Origin of the sequence: Microvirga soli (assembly GCF_016734765.1) — a bacterium.
GTDB classification, from domain to species: domain Bacteria; phylum Pseudomonadota; class Alphaproteobacteria; order Rhizobiales; family Beijerinckiaceae; genus Microvirga; species Microvirga soli.
Map to the genome: position 1 here is coordinate 1 of NZ_JAERQE010000078.1, position 14,854 is coordinate 14,854.

14 protein-coding genes and 2 pseudogenes are annotated in these 14,854 nt (G+C 60.3%); 7 read left to right on the plus strand and 9 right to left on the minus strand.

Annotation, left to right across the window (positions count from 1 at the left end; all coding sequences use genetic code 11):
* Window positions 1–128: 128 nt before the first annotated feature.
* Window positions 129–263, plus strand: coding sequence for a hypothetical protein (locus tag JKL45_RS30590; protein WP_281401826.1), 135 nt, complete (start codon window positions 129–131; stop codon window positions 261–263).
* A gap of 125 nt (window positions 264–388) precedes the next feature.
* Window positions 389–625, plus strand: coding sequence for a hypothetical protein (locus tag JKL45_RS27620; RefSeq protein ID WP_201865005.1), 237 nt, complete (start codon window positions 389–391; stop codon window positions 623–625).
* Window positions 626–904: 279 nt separating this feature from the next.
* On the opposite strand, the gene JKL45_RS27625 is transcribed toward JKL45_RS27620, so the two are convergent.
* Both JKL45_RS27625 and JKL45_RS27630 read right to left on the minus strand, forming a co-directional pair.
* Window positions 905–1,186: a TehB family protein gene (locus JKL45_RS27625; protein WP_210345905.1), complete on the minus strand. Its 282-nt coding sequence runs from the start codon at window positions 1,184–1,186 to the stop codon at window positions 905–907.
* The gene (locus JKL45_RS27630) at window positions 1,183–1,560 is read right to left on the minus strand and encodes a hypothetical protein (protein WP_201865006.1); all 378 of its coding nucleotides are present in this window, start codon (window positions 1,558–1,560) and stop codon (window positions 1,183–1,185) included. Before JKL45_RS27630 ends, JKL45_RS27625 begins: the two co-directional genes overlap by 4 nt.
* Window positions 1,561–1,778: 218 nt before the next feature.
* Here JKL45_RS27630 and JKL45_RS27635 point away from each other — a divergent pair, with 218 nt between their 5' ends.
* The 4 genes from JKL45_RS27635 to JKL45_RS27650 are packed head-to-tail and all read left to right on the plus strand — an operon-like array spanning window position 1,779 to window position 3,941.
* Window positions 1,779–2,621 (plus strand): succinate dehydrogenase iron-sulfur subunit, encoded by an 843-nt coding sequence (locus JKL45_RS27635; RefSeq protein WP_246499044.1) that lies wholly within the window; start codon window positions 1,779–1,781, stop codon window positions 2,619–2,621.
* Between the two features lie 24 nt (window positions 2,622–2,645).
* Window positions 2,646–3,050, plus strand: a complete 405-nt coding sequence (sdhC, locus tag JKL45_RS27640) for a succinate dehydrogenase, cytochrome b556 subunit (protein ID WP_204240605.1) — start codon at window positions 2,646–2,648, stop codon at window positions 3,048–3,050.
* A 4-nt stretch (window positions 3,051–3,054) separates the two neighbouring features.
* Entirely contained in the window at window positions 3,055–3,441 is a 387-nt protein-coding gene (gene sdhD, locus JKL45_RS27645) for a succinate dehydrogenase, hydrophobic membrane anchor protein (protein ID WP_201865007.1), read from the plus strand.
* Between the two features lie 59 nt (window positions 3,442–3,500).
* Window positions 3,501–3,941, plus strand: coding sequence for a CBS domain-containing protein (locus JKL45_RS27650; RefSeq protein WP_201865008.1), 441 nt, complete (start codon window positions 3,501–3,503; stop codon window positions 3,939–3,941).
* Between the two features lie 271 nt (window positions 3,942–4,212).
* Here the strand turns inward: JKL45_RS27650 and JKL45_RS30975 are convergent, their stop codons facing one another.
* The 6 genes and pseudogenes from JKL45_RS30975 to JKL45_RS27685 form a co-directional block, all read right to left on the minus strand.
* Window positions 4,213–4,578: a DUF1206 domain-containing protein gene (locus tag JKL45_RS30975; RefSeq protein WP_376771087.1), complete on the minus strand. Its 366-nt coding sequence runs from the start codon at window positions 4,576–4,578 to the stop codon at window positions 4,213–4,215.
* Window positions 4,579–5,689: 1,111 nt separating this feature from the next.
* Window positions 5,690–6,199 carry a DDE-type integrase/transposase/recombinase gene (locus JKL45_RS30285; protein ID WP_312897046.1) on the minus strand — a complete coding sequence of 170 codons (510 nt, stop codon included), beginning with the start codon at window positions 6,197–6,199 and terminating at the stop codon, window positions 5,690–5,692.
* A 222-nt stretch (window positions 6,200–6,421) separates the two neighbouring features.
* Window positions 6,422–8,239, minus strand: a complete 1,818-nt coding sequence (locus JKL45_RS27665; protein WP_201865010.1) for a glycoside hydrolase family 15 protein — start codon at window positions 8,237–8,239, stop codon at window positions 6,422–6,424.
* A gap of 149 nt (window positions 8,240–8,388) precedes the next feature.
* Window positions 8,389–10,896, minus strand: a complete 2,508-nt coding sequence (locus tag JKL45_RS27670; RefSeq protein WP_201865011.1) for an NAD-dependent epimerase/dehydratase family protein — start codon at window positions 10,894–10,896, stop codon at window positions 8,389–8,391.
* 320 nt (window positions 10,897–11,216) lie between these two features.
* Window positions 11,217–12,032: an SDR family oxidoreductase gene (locus JKL45_RS27675; RefSeq protein WP_201865012.1), complete on the minus strand. Its 816-nt coding sequence runs from the start codon at window positions 12,030–12,032 to the stop codon at window positions 11,217–11,219.
* Window positions 12,033–12,340: 308 nt separating this feature from the next.
* A pseudogene (locus JKL45_RS27685) lies at window positions 12,341–12,775 on the minus strand (IS110 family transposase); the annotation flags it as partial.
* 748 nt (window positions 12,776–13,523) lie between these two features.
* Between JKL45_RS27685 and JKL45_RS27690 the strand changes: the two are divergent.
* Window positions 13,524–13,997, plus strand: a pseudogene (locus tag JKL45_RS27690) (MgtC/SapB family protein).
* A 151-nt stretch (window positions 13,998–14,148) separates the two neighbouring features.
* Here the strand turns inward: JKL45_RS27690 and JKL45_RS27695 are convergent.
* The gene (locus JKL45_RS27695) at window positions 14,149–14,373 is read right to left on the minus strand and encodes a hypothetical protein (RefSeq protein ID WP_201865015.1); all 225 of its coding nucleotides are present in this window, start codon (window positions 14,371–14,373) and stop codon (window positions 14,149–14,151) included.
* Window positions 14,374–14,854: the final 481 nt, after the last annotated feature.

The following is a 14,854-nucleotide window of genomic DNA, read 5'->3' on the forward strand; positions in this document are numbered from 1 at the left end:
TGGAAAGTCTGACTTCGTTGAGCGATGATCCCGTTCGCAGGCTGTCGGCCGTGACCGCCTGAGCAACCCGGCTCAGCCGAGGACTGGCGCTCTTACACCACGCCGCGGGACACGATCACCGCGTGTTCATGACGGGTGACCGTCTCGTGGCTGCCGGCATGACGGAGGCTGAAGTCAACGCCATGCGCGACTGGGACTTTAACGAGCGGGAGTACACCGAGGTCGGCGACAATGAGACCGTCGAGATCGGTCTGCGCGGGTAACCGCCAGACGGCTTGACAAAGACAATGGGGGCCTTGTGCCCCCATTGCTCGCTCGAGTCCGTGTCGGGGTGCGAAGGCCTTCCTGCCAACCCGTGCGGACGCCTCTTACACATGGGACGTTCGGCATGACGACAGCGCAAACCCGCGCCGCGCCGGCGCACCCTTTCGTCGGGACACCACGCAATGACCTTGCGAGCGCTCTGCCGCAGGACGGCTCAGGGCGGCTGCGCCCCCATCCGGAGCGGGCCGCAACACCCCTGGCCGACGCCTCGGCAGGACATATGACCGACGCGCCGGAGCTTGGCGGCCCGGGTAACGGACCAAGCTTCTCAGTCAGCAGTGAGCAGGATGGCCATGGCTAAGGAGGGTTATGCCGGCCGGGGACTTGGCTCGAAGGGCTGTTAAGACCAGCGAGCTTTCCTTATGCCCTCGGTCAGCCCCAACCAAGCCGATTGAGAGCCTGTCGGGGAGTAGGCCGACACTACCTCCAACGGATCCAGAGGGCCGCTCCTGATGTGCTGTAGACGGCTCTCACCCAGCGGTGAGGTAGCATGGCTGCTTCGAGCAGCCAGCGACACAGGAGCAGCCCATGAGCACGGTCGCCACCATTGGTCTGGACATCGCCAAGTCCGTGTACGGCGCTAAAGCTCGGGTGCCTGATTGTAGAACTCAACCTGCATCCGCATGGGACCGAGGGGCTCAACGAGATGCGGCTCATCAGGCCGCACGAGGCCGAGATGGCCAGGTTCAAGGATCATCTCGGAGGCCGGATCGAGCACCTGATAACGCAATCGCCCTTCCAGCACCCGGATGATGGCCCATACACCAAGCTTGGTGCGATGTTCCCTGCGCAGTCCGGCGGGCAGGGTATTCTCATCGAACACAGGGGTTCGCTTATACGGTTCTGCTGCTGACGCGCTCATGAGGATTTCCCGTCTCGGAACTGACCAGCCCGTTCAATGAGATCAATCATCTGAGATGCTGCCTGAATGGTCAGGGAATGCGGGGTGTAGCCTGACCTTGGGGAGATGTAGGCCGCCATTTCGCGGGCAAGGTCAAGTTGCCGGTCGGATACGTTGGCGAGCAACGCAATCAGCAGGTTCTCCAGAGCAATCACCCGAATGCGAAGCTGCACCAGCTCGGCATTCGTCAGATCAGGCACCTCGGGTCGCGCATCAGGGGAGGTTAAGTTCTCTTGCAGGCGGCGGGGCCCTGCGCCGCCCTCGTTGTCCCACCTTGAAAGCGCCATCCGGCGCTGCTCTGAGGGGTCTGGGAATTTTGGCTTGGCATCAGTCATGAGGAGACCTTCCAAAACAGTGAGGGCGCGAAGTTGCTTTGCATCGGCCATTACGGCCGATGACGCGACCCCATCTCGACAACGCTGGAACCAGACAGGGGAGCACCAAAATTCTGGCTGGCGGCGTACCAAGCCAGTCTGCCCTCGGGCTCAGGGGCGATGCGGGGGTGGTCCGCTCCTTGCCCCGGCCCATAATCAAAGAGGCGGCGAAACGGTGAATGATGATCATCAGATCCTCCGATCAGGTGCCTCGCACGACCCTGCTCAAGCGGTTTCCCGTCCCGCGAAATCTCGGCGTCGGCCCGGAATCCCGTATCGGGCGCGGGAAGACGTGGCCAGCGCTGGCCGGGGCCGTGCGCGTCAAGGCATTCGAGATCTATCGCTATGACCCCGACTCCGACGATAACCCGCGCCTCGATACCTTCGAGGTGGATCTCGACGATTGCGGCCCGATGGTTCTAGACGCGCTCATCTGGATCAAGAACAAGGTCGACCCGACCCTGACCTTTCGCCGCTCGTGCCGCGAGGGCATCTGCGGGTCCTGCGCCATGACCATGGACGGCACGAACTGGCTGGCCTGCACGAGGTTCATCTCCGACATGGCCGCTCCGGCCACCGTCTATCCTTTGGCGAACATGAGGATCATCAAGGATCTGGTCCCCGACCTGACGCATGTCTTTGCGCAGTACGCGATGATCGAGCCCTGGCTCCAGACCAGGACGCCGGAGCCCGAGAGAGAACGGCCCCAATCCCCGGAAGAGCGTAGCCGGCTCGATGGCTATTACGAATGCATCCTCTGCTTCTGCTGCACGTCAGGCTGCCCGAGCCATTGGTGGAATGGCGACCGCTTTCTGGGGCCAGCCGCGCTTCTCCAGGCCTATCGCTGGCTGGCCGACAGTCGCGACGAAGCGACCGGCGAACGGCTCGACATTCTGGAGGACCCGTTTCGGCTCTACCGGTGCCACACCATCCTCAACTGTACCCGGACCTGCCCGAAGGGTCTGAACCCGGGGAAAGCCATCGCCGAGATCAAGAAGATGGTGCTCGAGCGCCGAACCTGACCACCGCGAGAAGGCTGGACCGCCATGATGCCCACTTCCCCGGCAAAGCGCCCAAGGCCGCTTTCGCCCAACATTCAGATCTACCGGCCGCAGCTCACGTCGGTCCTGTCGATTGCCAACCGGATCAGCGGCGTGGTCCTGAGCCTTGGTGCCGTTGTGCTGGTGATCTGGCTGCTTGCTGCGGCAGCCGGACCGGAGGCTTACGCGGTCGTGCAGGGTGCCCTTGCCTCCTGGCTCGGTCAGGTTGTTCTGTTCGGATGCACCTTCGCCTTCTTTCTGCATCTGTGCGGCGGCATCCGGCATCTGGTCTGGGATATGGGATACGGATACGAGCTTTCGTTGATCTACGCGTCGGGATGGGCGGTCGTGGCAGGGAGCGTGGCGCTCACCGTGCTGGCCTGGATCGCCAGCCTGCTTCTAGGAGATTAGGGCCATGGACCGGCAGCACATGCGCTCTCCCCTGGCCCGCGCGATGGGACTTGGCTCCGCGAAAAAGGGGGTTGAGCACTGGTGGGCGGAGCGCGTGTTGGCCGTCGCCCTGATTCCGCTGACCCTGTGGTTCGTGGCATCGATCATCGCGCAGACAGGCAGCGACCATGCCACCTTCATCACCTGGCTGAGAATGCCGGTTACCACCATCATGATGGTATTGCTGCTGGTGGCCTTGTTCCATCACACCGCGCTTGGCCCCCAGGTCGTGATTGAGGACTACAGGCACGCGGGGTCCAAGTTCGCGGCGCTGGTCATCATGCGGCTGACCTGTTTTGGGCTGGCGACCGCCGGGATCATCGCCGTGCTGCACATCGCCTTCGGCGGCTGAGAGGGAACGGCTGCGTCATCGGTCCCGTCGGATCCCACAGAAGTCAGGAGACTAGGCCCATGTTCGTCGAGAGATTGTTGCCTGAGGCGCGTAAACGGCTCGTCACCATCGCGGATGATGCCCCGCTGATCCAGGCGGCAAGCCTTCTGCGACCGGGGACCGACCTCGTGGTCGTGCACGGTTCAACAGGCATTCTGGCTGGTGTCATCACCAAGACGGACGTCGTGAGCCAGATCAGCCGATGTCAGGGAGCGGGCTGCACAACGGCAGCTTCATTGGTGATGACACGAGACGTCGTGTGTTGCCAAACGAGTGACAAGCTTCAAGACGTCTGGGCACGAATGAAGGAGCGAGGCTTGAAGAATATTCCAGTCGTGGACCGGGATCTGCCGCCTCAGGGGGTGCTTAATGCGCGGGACATGCTCCAGGTTCTCCTGAGAGAGTCGGAGAACGAGGAAGCAATCATGCGGGATTATCTGATGGGAATTGGATACCGCTGACAGTGCGGATCCTGCCATTCCAATGGAACTCGATTATGGATGCGCGACTGTGGTGGAGGGCACCGCACTTGCCGAGGCATTCCAGCTCCGCCGGTGCGATGCGTTTCCTTCGCCAACATGCCGGGGTTGCAAATCGTTCTCTTCAGGTCGGGCCGAAGCCGCCCTCACGGAGTTGATCGTTACCTGAGGGCAATTGGAATGCTTCTTGGCGATCGGATGGGCCTACGATCCAAGCTTGGCTGGGAAGTGCACGGCAATTCGCGTCCTGCGGTCATCTTCGACGGTTAAGGCGCCATTGAGGCCACGCGCCATGCCCTCGATAGGCCAGCGCGCTTGTGCCAAGTGCGGCTCGGATCCCGAAGCCTTTTAGGTCTCGGCTGCAATTAACAGGATCCAAGAACGCTTGGATCAGGCGCCACAGGGCAAGACATACAAGCCCGCCTGCAACGGCTTCAAGCAGTAACGTTCCGAAGGCCTGAGCCAGAACCATCCGCAAGGCACCGCGGATGCCAACGGCGGGCGCGCCCAAGATTGGAGAGCGCCGATCAGGAGGTACACAATGCCTCGCGCGCCATACCCGACCCGCGCCGCAATGGTCAGCAGTCTTGAGCCGGGCGTCCTCATTGAGTCGGGTCAAATACGTTTACTAGAGAAGCGGGAAGAGTTTGAACACATAGATGAGTTGGCACACTCGCGGGTGGCGGCAATCAGCCTCGTTCTTGCCGTTGGTCTGTTGTCGTACCAAGATGCTCACATCCATCTTGTACCGAGAAGAACTCTCTAGAGTCTCCCCGGTTAACTTCCTGCTATACCGGCGGGCCCAAATAACCCGCAACTCTTGGGCCAAGATACTAAAGAACACGGCGTTTAGAAGGAGGAGTGTGTATGTCAGATACGTCCACACCAGCAGATCCAACCCCTGGCATTCCAGACCCTGCTCCAGGCCCTGTTAACCCGGGCCCAACGCCGCCAGAACTGCCCCAGATGGATCCTCCATTTGGTGTCCCGCCGAATGAACCTTCCAGGCCGCCTACACAGATCGACGCGCCTCAGGAGGTACCTGTTTCCCCATCTGGTTCACTGCACCGGATCCAATAATCCAACCGGCTGAGAAATGGCAGGACAGCAAATACGGGGCCGGATGGACGCTGGCACTCTTCGGAACATGTACATCGACGAACTCTCGGCGATGCAGTCATAAAGCACGCTTCCCGCTCCACCTGAGCTTCACGCAGCCAAAACAGAAGGACAGAAACGATGTGCAAGCCAGAACGCCATAACAACAAACGCAACTTGGATACCCGGCCGGGCGCGCCTACTGCCGGACAGGATCCCGGACCAGGCGCCAAGGACAGACCCGGCTTTGATCTGGGTGGCTCGGTTAGTGACAAAACGGCGGGAACCGGTTTAGGGCTTGGGGAAGACGCTGCTGAAGGTCCGGTCTCGCGAAGGCTTCCGGGCCGGCGTCAGGGTAAGTAGGATCCCGCAGTGAAATGGTTGATGCCTGCACCAGCCCCGCCGCGCAGCAGAAAATACTGGTCGCGTTACGCAGTCGGGCTGCGCAGGTCGGGCATAGCACGCGCCCGCCGGCGATTGCAGCGGTTCTCCGGGTTCTGTTGCGAATCCTGACATAGCTTGAGTGAGGATTGGCAGGAGCTCAGCTCAGGCAGTACGGAACAGAGCGGCGATGAACTCACTCTGGGTCCTCAAATCATCCGATGGAACACTGACCAGTCGCTTCTTGCGGATCATTGGAATGACCTTAAAGCCAGAGGTTGCCCGCGCTGCTGTGGTGAAGGTCTTGAAGCCAGCTCTTGACGGACGAGCCGCTTGATACGCCGGTAATCCTGCTCGACGATGTTGTTCAGATATCTCAGCTGTCGGAGTTTGGCGAAGCGCCAGAGTCCTCCGCTCTGCTTCACGGACCTCACTGCGATGGGGTAAGCGGTGTTTTTGTCCACCGTGATGGTGCGCGGACTACCGGATGCGCCTTTCCTAAAAGCCCTCCGAGGGAACCCTCGCGCTGCCGCCGAATTCCGCTTGGCCGAGAGCAGGAAATCAACGGGCTGACCGGGGGCATCGACAGCGCGGAACAGATAGACCCATTCCCCGTCACCCTTCTCTATGTCTCCTCCACTCTCCATGAGCGGCTCGCCATGGGCAGATGGGGACCGATGCGCTTTTCCAGCGCGGGAGAAAGCTTGGATCCAAGGAAAGAGGGTGGTGTGGTCCACCTGATCATCACGGACAGAGAGCATGCGTTCGAGTTCACGATAGCTGACCAAGATCTGCAGATTTCAGCGGACCGCCCACAAGATCCCCCCTCCGTAAACCGCCGACCCTTGAACGGATCCTTGTTATTTTGCTTCACCGTCAGCTCCTCTTTCCCCCCTTCTCGTAGACCACGGCGAGTAAGCTTCAAAGCTGCAACAGAATCTTTCATCATCGGTGCGAACCCCAATTGGGTTCTGAGGCCGTACTTATGAGGACGTGTCTGATGCCGCGCGCGTACGCTGGTTGGCAGGCTTGGTTGATCTGTACAGGTTGTGAATGGAGTTGATGAGGGCGAGATGAGAAAATGCCTGAGGAAAGTTCCCAACCTGACGCGCTGCCCTCGGGTCGTACTCTTCTGCAAGCAGTCCGACATCATTGCTGGTCCCGAGCAGACGCTCAAACAGTTGGCGAGCGTCGCTCATGCGTCCCTGCAGAACATAGGCATCAACAAGCCAGAAGCTGCAGGCTAAAAAGGCGCCCTCGCCAGGAGGCAGTCCATCAGCCTCTGCGGTCGTGTGATAGCGTAGAACAAATCCATCCACGACCAGATCACGTTCAATGGCTTCGACGGTTCCACGGACACGAGGGTCACCTGGAGGGAGAAATCCTACGACCGGTAGGAGCAGAAGGCTGGCGTCGAGCTGCTTCGAGCCATAGGCTTGAGTGAAGCTGTCAAGCTCCGGATCAAACCCATGTGCGCAAACGTCAGCATAGATTTGCTGCCGTAATGCACGCCAGTGATCCAAAGGACCATCAAGATCAAAGAGTTCAGCACTGGCAAGCGCCCGGTCAAATGCGACCCACGCCATCACTTTGGAATAGGTAAAGTGCTGGGGTGGCCCTCGAATTTCCCAGATCCCCTCGTCAGGCTCTTGCCAGACACTTTCCAGGTTCTCAAGGAGCGCCCTCTGCAGCGCCCAACCTGCTTGGGTCGCGCCAAGGCCACCCAAACGTGCCTGGTGGAGGGCGTCCATGACTTCGCCGTAAACATCGAGCTGGAGCTGGCTGTAAGCGGCGTTACCGATGCGAACAGGCTTCGAGTTTTCATAGCCTGGAAGCCAAGGAACCTCCCACTCCGTCAGTCGCCGCTCTCCGGCAATGCCGTACATGATCTGCATCTGGTGGGGACTGCCTGCAATGGCGCGCAGTAGCCAGTCGCGCCAGGCCTGCGCCTCGTCATAATAGCCAGCATTCATCAGCGCGAGCAGCATCAGGGTCGCGTCACGCAGCCAGCAGAACCGATAGTCCCAATTGCGAGATCCCCCAATCTGCTCAGGCAGCGAGGTGGTCGGCGCGGCGACAATGCCGCCGGTGGGCCGGTAAATCAGCGCTTTAAGCGTGATAAGAGAGCGCAAGGCAACGTCGGACCATTCGCCAGTCTCGCGGCATCTTCCTGTCCAATCCTGCCAGAAGGCTTCTGTCTCCTGCAGAGCTGCGTCAGGAGCGATGGGTTCGGGCGTTGGGAGATGCGACAGGCTGTAGGTGAGCACAAACGGAACTGTTTGGCCTTCCTCGACCGTGAATTCACCCGCTGTCTTGAGACCCTCTCCATGGAGCGGGACTGGCGTATGCAGAACAACCATGTCGGGCCCGGCCACGGCGCGAAGCCCCGTTCCGTCTTTCAGGCGTGTGACCCAGGGCACTATTGAGCCGTAGTCGAACCGGAGCACGAGTTCCGTGTGCATGGTGACCCGTCCACGCCGGCCCACGACAAGGCGAATAAGATCGGATGCGCTGCCGCGCCGGGGCATAAAGTCAATGAGCAGAACGGCCCCTTCTGCCGTCTCAATCTCCGTCTCCAGGATCAATGTACCCTGGCGATAGCGGCGGGTGGTGCGAACTGACGATTCACTTGCAGGCGCGATTTGCCATCTTCCGTGCTCAGGGCCGCCAAGCAGGGCGGCAAAGCACGCCCCGGAATCAAACCGGGGCCAGCATAGCCAGTCAACCGAGCCATCGCACGATACCAGGGCTGCAGTCTCGCAGTCGCCAATCAGGGCATAATCCTCAATCAGACCAGGCATTTCCCCTCCCCAAACTATAAGCCCACTACAACTCTGCCATCCTCAGGTTCAGCTCAAACTGCTATTTCGGGCCTGATCCACAAGAGCTCCGAAAGAAGGCATGGGATGCCTTGAGCATTGGCCTGGTGTAGAGGCCATTGCGGTACAGGTTAGATGATCAGCCGGTTCCAGCCGGCGTAGCTCTCGCGGATCGGACCTCGGCGGATGCTGAGCCCGATCAAGGAAGCACCGGACGCGATGCTTGCAACTGTTGCCACCAGATCGGCGTCATAGATGAACGGCGTAACGAACAAAGCCGCTCCCAGCAGAACGTTCAGGTAGCGCACTGGCCGGGCGACTTCCGCGGCGGCAACCGAGACGACGGTCAGCACGAGCGAGCCGATCACATGGTCGGCATTCGCCATACCCCCAGTCGCGCTGAGCGTCACTCGTGTGAACAGCAGGGACAGGCCGATAAGTGCTGAGAGCGCCAAGTTCCAGGGCAGGCTCACCCCGCCAGCAACCATATCCTTCACCACAACGGCAGGTGAGCGGTTGAACTCGTCGTTGCCAGCGCCCACCCTGTCGGTTTCCGGCATCTCATCGGTGTCGCCGAAGAGGAGCACGCGCAGCCAGTCCTGACCCGCCCCGACACGACGGCGCAAGAACTGCAAGGTGGCGAGCAGTTCATCGAGCGAATATGGAATCTGGACAAGCACAGCGGCCGCGCCAATGAGCGCGAGAGTACTCCAAGTGCCGATGACGACCGGCTGGATGATGATAAAGAAGATCGAGGTGATGCCGAGCGGCGCGATCATTAGCCCGAACAGAACCACCAGCCACGGCATGGTGCGCCAGCGCATGCGCGAGCCGACAATGCCGGTGAGGATCTCGAGCAGATAAGTGTATCCTCCAACGGCGGCGTCGGACACCGGCCAGGCCTTGGAGACCGAGGAGGTAATGATCTCCTCGGTCCCGTTCTGCGGGTCAGCTGGCGATCCGGCGAAGAACGGATCCCACACATCAGGGATGTGGCCCAGCTGATAGGCAGCAAGATAGCGCGACACATAGAGGCCGATTAGAGCGAGCGCGATAATCGGGATGCGCTGCGTCCAGGTCGATGGATTGTAGCTCCAGCCTGGGGGTATCTCGGGGCCGGTGAGCGCAGCGATGGCTGAGGGACCCGGCTCCGGTTTTGTGCATACCGCGAATCCAAAGATCAGCGCGCCGACGAGGGTATCGGAAAGGTAGGCTGCGGCATTGGGGGTTGAGAACAGGAATGGCGCTGCCATGACCAATGCGCCGATCCCGGCACACAGCCAGCGCGCCCATTGCGCCCGCCAGGACAGGGCCAGCGCAGCACCAACGATCAGCGCAGCACCAAGGATGATCTCACTCCAGCGCAGGAGGGGCTCCTCAATAGCGATTAGGAGCGGCTGGGTCAGGAGCCAGGTTCCGAGCCCAATATTGACAAAGTGCGACCAGCGGTTGGCGCGGTGCTGATCTCTGACCTGTGTCTCACGGCGGGCAAGCAGGTTGTCAGGGTTAATGCCCAGACTGGCGGCTCCCTCGACCCAGGCCGGTGGCGTGACGTGGTTCGTTTTGTACCACCCAGCTGGGTCCTTCTTCAGCGCTGCGACCATTCCGGGCAGGTCATCCTTCAACCGGTGCTGCGGCTCCCAGCCGAGCAAGTCACGTGCCCGGCGGACGTCCAGGGCATAGTGATCGTCGGCCATAGCAATCATAAACGGCCGGATGAAGGGCTCCTCCCCCTCATCAATGACATCCGGAATAACGGGCTCAAGCCTGCCCTGGGCCCAAGCGCCCGCGGCGGCAACCGCTTTTGGAACACGGATTGTCGGCCAGTCATCTTGCCCATGCAGAAGATACCCGAGCTCGTCCTGGAGAGCGTCATAGCCGATCGCATCTGGCTCTCCGATCAGGATCGCAGTCTCTCCCGGCAGCGTTGCACGCCGTTTGACGGTGCGGGCGAAGGCGTCGAGCATGTCCTCGCGGTGGAGCATCGCCTGGCCAACAAGTGTACTGCCCGAATAGAAGTAGCTTTCGAACTCGCGCTCGTAGATCCTTGTCATCTGCTGAGCCAACGTCGGCACCATCGAGTGCTCGTCATAGACCCCCGCCAGTCGCAGGATCACGTAAGGGATTCGCTCGTGCTCGGAGCGGATGACCTCTTCAGCGGCGGCTTTCGATTTGGGATAGGCCCATCGCGGATCAATCAGCTGATGCTCATCAATCCGCTCCCCGGGGCGGCAGGGAGCGTGCACGAGCATCGTGCTGGCGTAGACGAACTGCTCCACTTCGAAAGATTGGAGCGCCCGCAGCAGGCGGCGCGTTCCCTCTACGTTGACAGAGCGGTAGAGCGGGTTGTCCTCGCCGGAAAAATCAAAATAGGCGACGAGATGAATGACGCTGGCGATCTGCGAGCCGAATTCGTCGCGGAACTTGTGCAGAGCAAGTTCAATCGATGCATCTGATGTAAAATCCGCCTCAAACACAGGAAAGTCAGCGCCTTGTGCCGACCGGTCGAGACCGACAATGCGGTAGTCGCTCCGCAAGGTCCTGACAAGTGACCCGCCGAGGTTTCCTGTTGCTCCTGTGACAATGACGATAGGCCTTGTATCCATCGATCCTGCCAGGTCTGCTTGCGAATTGGTCATGGACTTGGCGTCCCTGCTTTTAGAGAAGCCAGATCCTGCCCGGCCCGGCAACTTGGTTCCGAACATGCTATTGGTAAGTCGAAGGGTCAAACACGTTGGGTCTCTCGGCACCGGTCACTATGCTCAAGGGTCAAACGCACAGAGCACGAAGCAGTTGCCCCGCTGGAGTTGGCCCAGCATTTTGCCGTCCAGTCGCCTGCCAGAGCTACGGGCATGGAAGAGCAGGATCCGATCGCGGCTGATCGGCAATCCAAATCCAACGGGCCTCGGCGGAGGCATGGAGGATCAGCACAGCGCCCCCCATTGGCTTGCGCTGTTGACTAGCCGTTCTCCCTAAAGCCGGGATAGAGCGTCATTCCACCGTCAACGAAGAGGGTCGTGCCGACCACGTAATCGGCTGCATCGGAGGCGAGCCATACGGCTGCTTTTCCAATATCCTCCGGCTCCCCGACCCGGCCATAGGGGATCAGTTCGAGGAGTTTGCGCTCGGCCTCGGGCGTCTCCCAGGCATCCTGGTTGATCGGTGTTTTGATCGCACCCGGCGCGATGCCGTTCACGCGAATGCCGGCCTGGGCAACCTCCTGGGCGAGGCTTTTCATCATCAGCATCACGCCGCCTTTGGATGCGGCGTAGTTGACGTGCCCCGCCCACGGGATCACCTCGTGCACGGACGACATGCAGATGATCTTGCCAGTCGCCCGCGAGATCGACCGGTCAGATCCTTGGGCCAAGAACCGGCGCACCGCCTCGCGGGCGCACAGGAACTGGCCAGTCAGGTTGACGTCAATGACCTGACGCCATTGGTCCAGTGTCATGTCAGGGAAGGCGGCATCCTGCTGGATACCGGAGTTTGCGACCAAAATGTCAATGTGGCCAAAGGCACTGCCAAATTCATCGAACATTGCCCGGACTTCCTCTTCCCTCGACACATCGGCCTTGAGAGCAACCGCTTCGCCACCCGCACTGCGGATTTCCTCAACTATCCGTTCGGCCTCCTCGGGATGCGAGTGGTAGTTGACCCCAATGGCTGCCCCAGCTGCTGAAAATGCCAGGGCAATGGCAGTTCCGATGCCGGAACTGGCGCCAGTGACCAGAGCCTTCTGACCACGAAGAGGGTGTGCAGGATCGTGCGACATGGTGGCTTTCCCAAAGTCAGGAAGGTTGTGTTACTCACGTACTAGACTGAACGCTGGCCATCCTGAAATGCTCCAACTTATTCACCAGTGGCATCTAAGGTTCGGTCGTAAATTGGGAGCAGGTACAAGAACGAAGACGGGACCTCGTGAGGCGCTCACGCTTCGGGCAGATCGAACGGCTCGGCAGGCGAGAACTGCCGGCTGCTGGTATTCTTCGCTTGCTCTTTTCGCATCATGTGGATCATTTTGACCCCACCCAAGTTGACGCGAACAGTGTTAATCGTCTGGAAACCGAGCGTGGGCCGAGGTGGAACTAGGTTAGCATGGAGGATGCTATGGACCCGGTTCTTCACCCGGGTCATCTGCTGCACGACCTGGGTGCGCTGGGACACCAGTCGCCGCAGGGTCTCGGTCGCCTCGTCCCGCATTCAGACCTCGGGCAGAAAGCCGCTGGCATGCAGCTTGGTCAACACCGTGGCGTCGATCTTGTCGGTCTTGATCTTGGCGTGAGCGATCGCCCGGACCTGCAGAGGATTGACAATGATCACCTTGCCAACGAAGGGGCGCAGGAGACGGGCGATCATGGCCGTGTTGACGGTCGCCTCGATCACGACCTCGTCGTCCGGCCGCAGTTTACGGCCAAAGGCGAGCACGGCCTCTCGGGTCAGCTCAACCCGACCAGGATAAGAGAGTTGGGTGTTGTCCAGCACCGCCACGGCGGCAAACGTGCGGTGCACATCCAGTCCGATCACACGCATGGGACCTCCTGTGTGCTTGTCATCACGTCAGGGAGCCTGCGGGCCACACGACACTTACGGATCCGCGCTCACGGCGCAACCGGGCTGGTCGCAGGGGCGGCCAGATAACAACACGAGCTCTCAGCTCATCAAGTACTTCGGCCTGCCCACATCACGTGCTCCCGACACCCCTGTCCCGGTCAGCCCAGGATACAGCCGGCGAGCTGATGACTCCACTCCGCCAGTGGTGCCGAAGAAAAGCATGCCCGATAATAACATCATCGAGGCCGACCATGGTGCGCTCAAGCGCGGGATCCGACCGACACACGGCTGCCAGAGGTGAAAACAGCTTACGCGACAATCAAGGGCTTCGAGGCCATGCGTATGATCAAGCATGGTCATTGCATCCTGACACCGCTTTGCGGGAAAGACGAAATCCGTCCCGTCAATCAGCTCTTCGGCTTGGCTGCCTTAGCGATCCCACTTGATTGGGTTCGTTGTGCCCCACCCAAGTTGCTGCAACAGAGCTGTGCACATGGTGCGGAACTAAGTTCTGACCGGCTCCAGCGGGCAGGAACCGGTGGAGGTCTTCGTTAGCAGGAGGGGGCAGGACTGGCGCTGGAGCCCGTCGCCTAGGTTGAGACGGCAGCGGGGATATCGGAACCTGTAACACCGGGCCGATAAGCCGGCTATGGAACCTAAACAGTAGAAGCTCAGTCTTTCTCATACCACAGTTTGTTATGGGAACAGTTGAATGGAAGAGATCGAACATCTGCTGACCTCGTTTCGGGTAGTTCCTCATCTTGCGGCCCTGGCCTTTGCCTATGCGCTCGCCTTGCCTATCGGGTGGGATCGCGAACGAAACGAACGAAGTGCGGGCATACGAACCTTCCCGCTTGTGGCAGTCGCGAGCTGCGGCTTCGTTCAGGCGACAGAGGCCAACGTGGGGACCTCACCGGAGGCACGGGCACGGATCATCGAGGGTCTCATCACAGGCATCGGCTTCATCGGTGGCGGTGCCATCATCAAGTAATCCGGTGCGGTGCAAGGGACCGCCACAGCCGCCGGTCTATGGGCGACGGGCGCAGTCGGAGCTGCGATAGGGCTCGGAAGCTATGATGTTGCTATCGTGATTGCCCTCTTCACCATATTCACCTTCCGTGGCCTGTCTCCGCTCAAGCATCAAAAGCCGCCTGAAGATGACATCAGCCCTCCATCAAGCTCCTGATGAGCTGCGTTCTGAGCGGCTGATACAAAAAAGAACGCGGCACGGGGCAGGGTTCCTGTCTCAGGGACGGTCATGAGCATCAACACGTCTGCTCATCAATGCTGACGCACACGGAGCCGTTCCAGAATTGTCGCGCTTGGAGGTTGGATTCTTACAGCTGGTTGCGGCTGCGGCCGCGACTGCGGGAGAAGTACCAGATGGCAGCGGCGACGATGATGACCAGCAGGATGATCCACCAGTAATCCGCAATTTCGCCCCCAGTGGCTGTGGCGTCTCCGGCTGGGGGATCACCGGGCGTGGCGGGCGGAGTAGTCTGCGCCCATGCGGACGAAACCGCCAGGAAGATAAGGCCCATTAGTGCCGTGAGTTTGCTCATGATTGCGTCTCCGGCTATGGAGGCCCAGCACACCTCACGAGGCGTGGCCAAGCTGATTCCATCAGGCAACCTCTCCTGAGACGGCGTGTTCCTAGGCAAGCCAACTCTCTGCGGATAACCTTGGGTCTGAAATAATATAGTTGTCACAGTGGCGATCGCGTTGAAGCTGATCGGCCTAATCCCGAAAGCGGTGGATCTCATGCTGGCGCAGCTCGGGGAGCCGTACCGACGTAGCTTATCGGACGTGGGGCATCGTCTGAGGACCGGTCTGATCGCAGACAGCCGATGTCCATGGGATCAGGGCAAGATCCGTGGAGAGCTCCTTCGACTTCTCCGAATCGAAAAAAATCGGCGACACCGGTGTGGGCTTGGTCATGCAAATTGGCTGTCAGTCCCCAAGCTACAGTAGTCGGCCCTGAATAATGCGGCGGCACGAGGCGGGCGCTGGATTTCAGGCGACCTGAGAAGTATCCGATTGCGC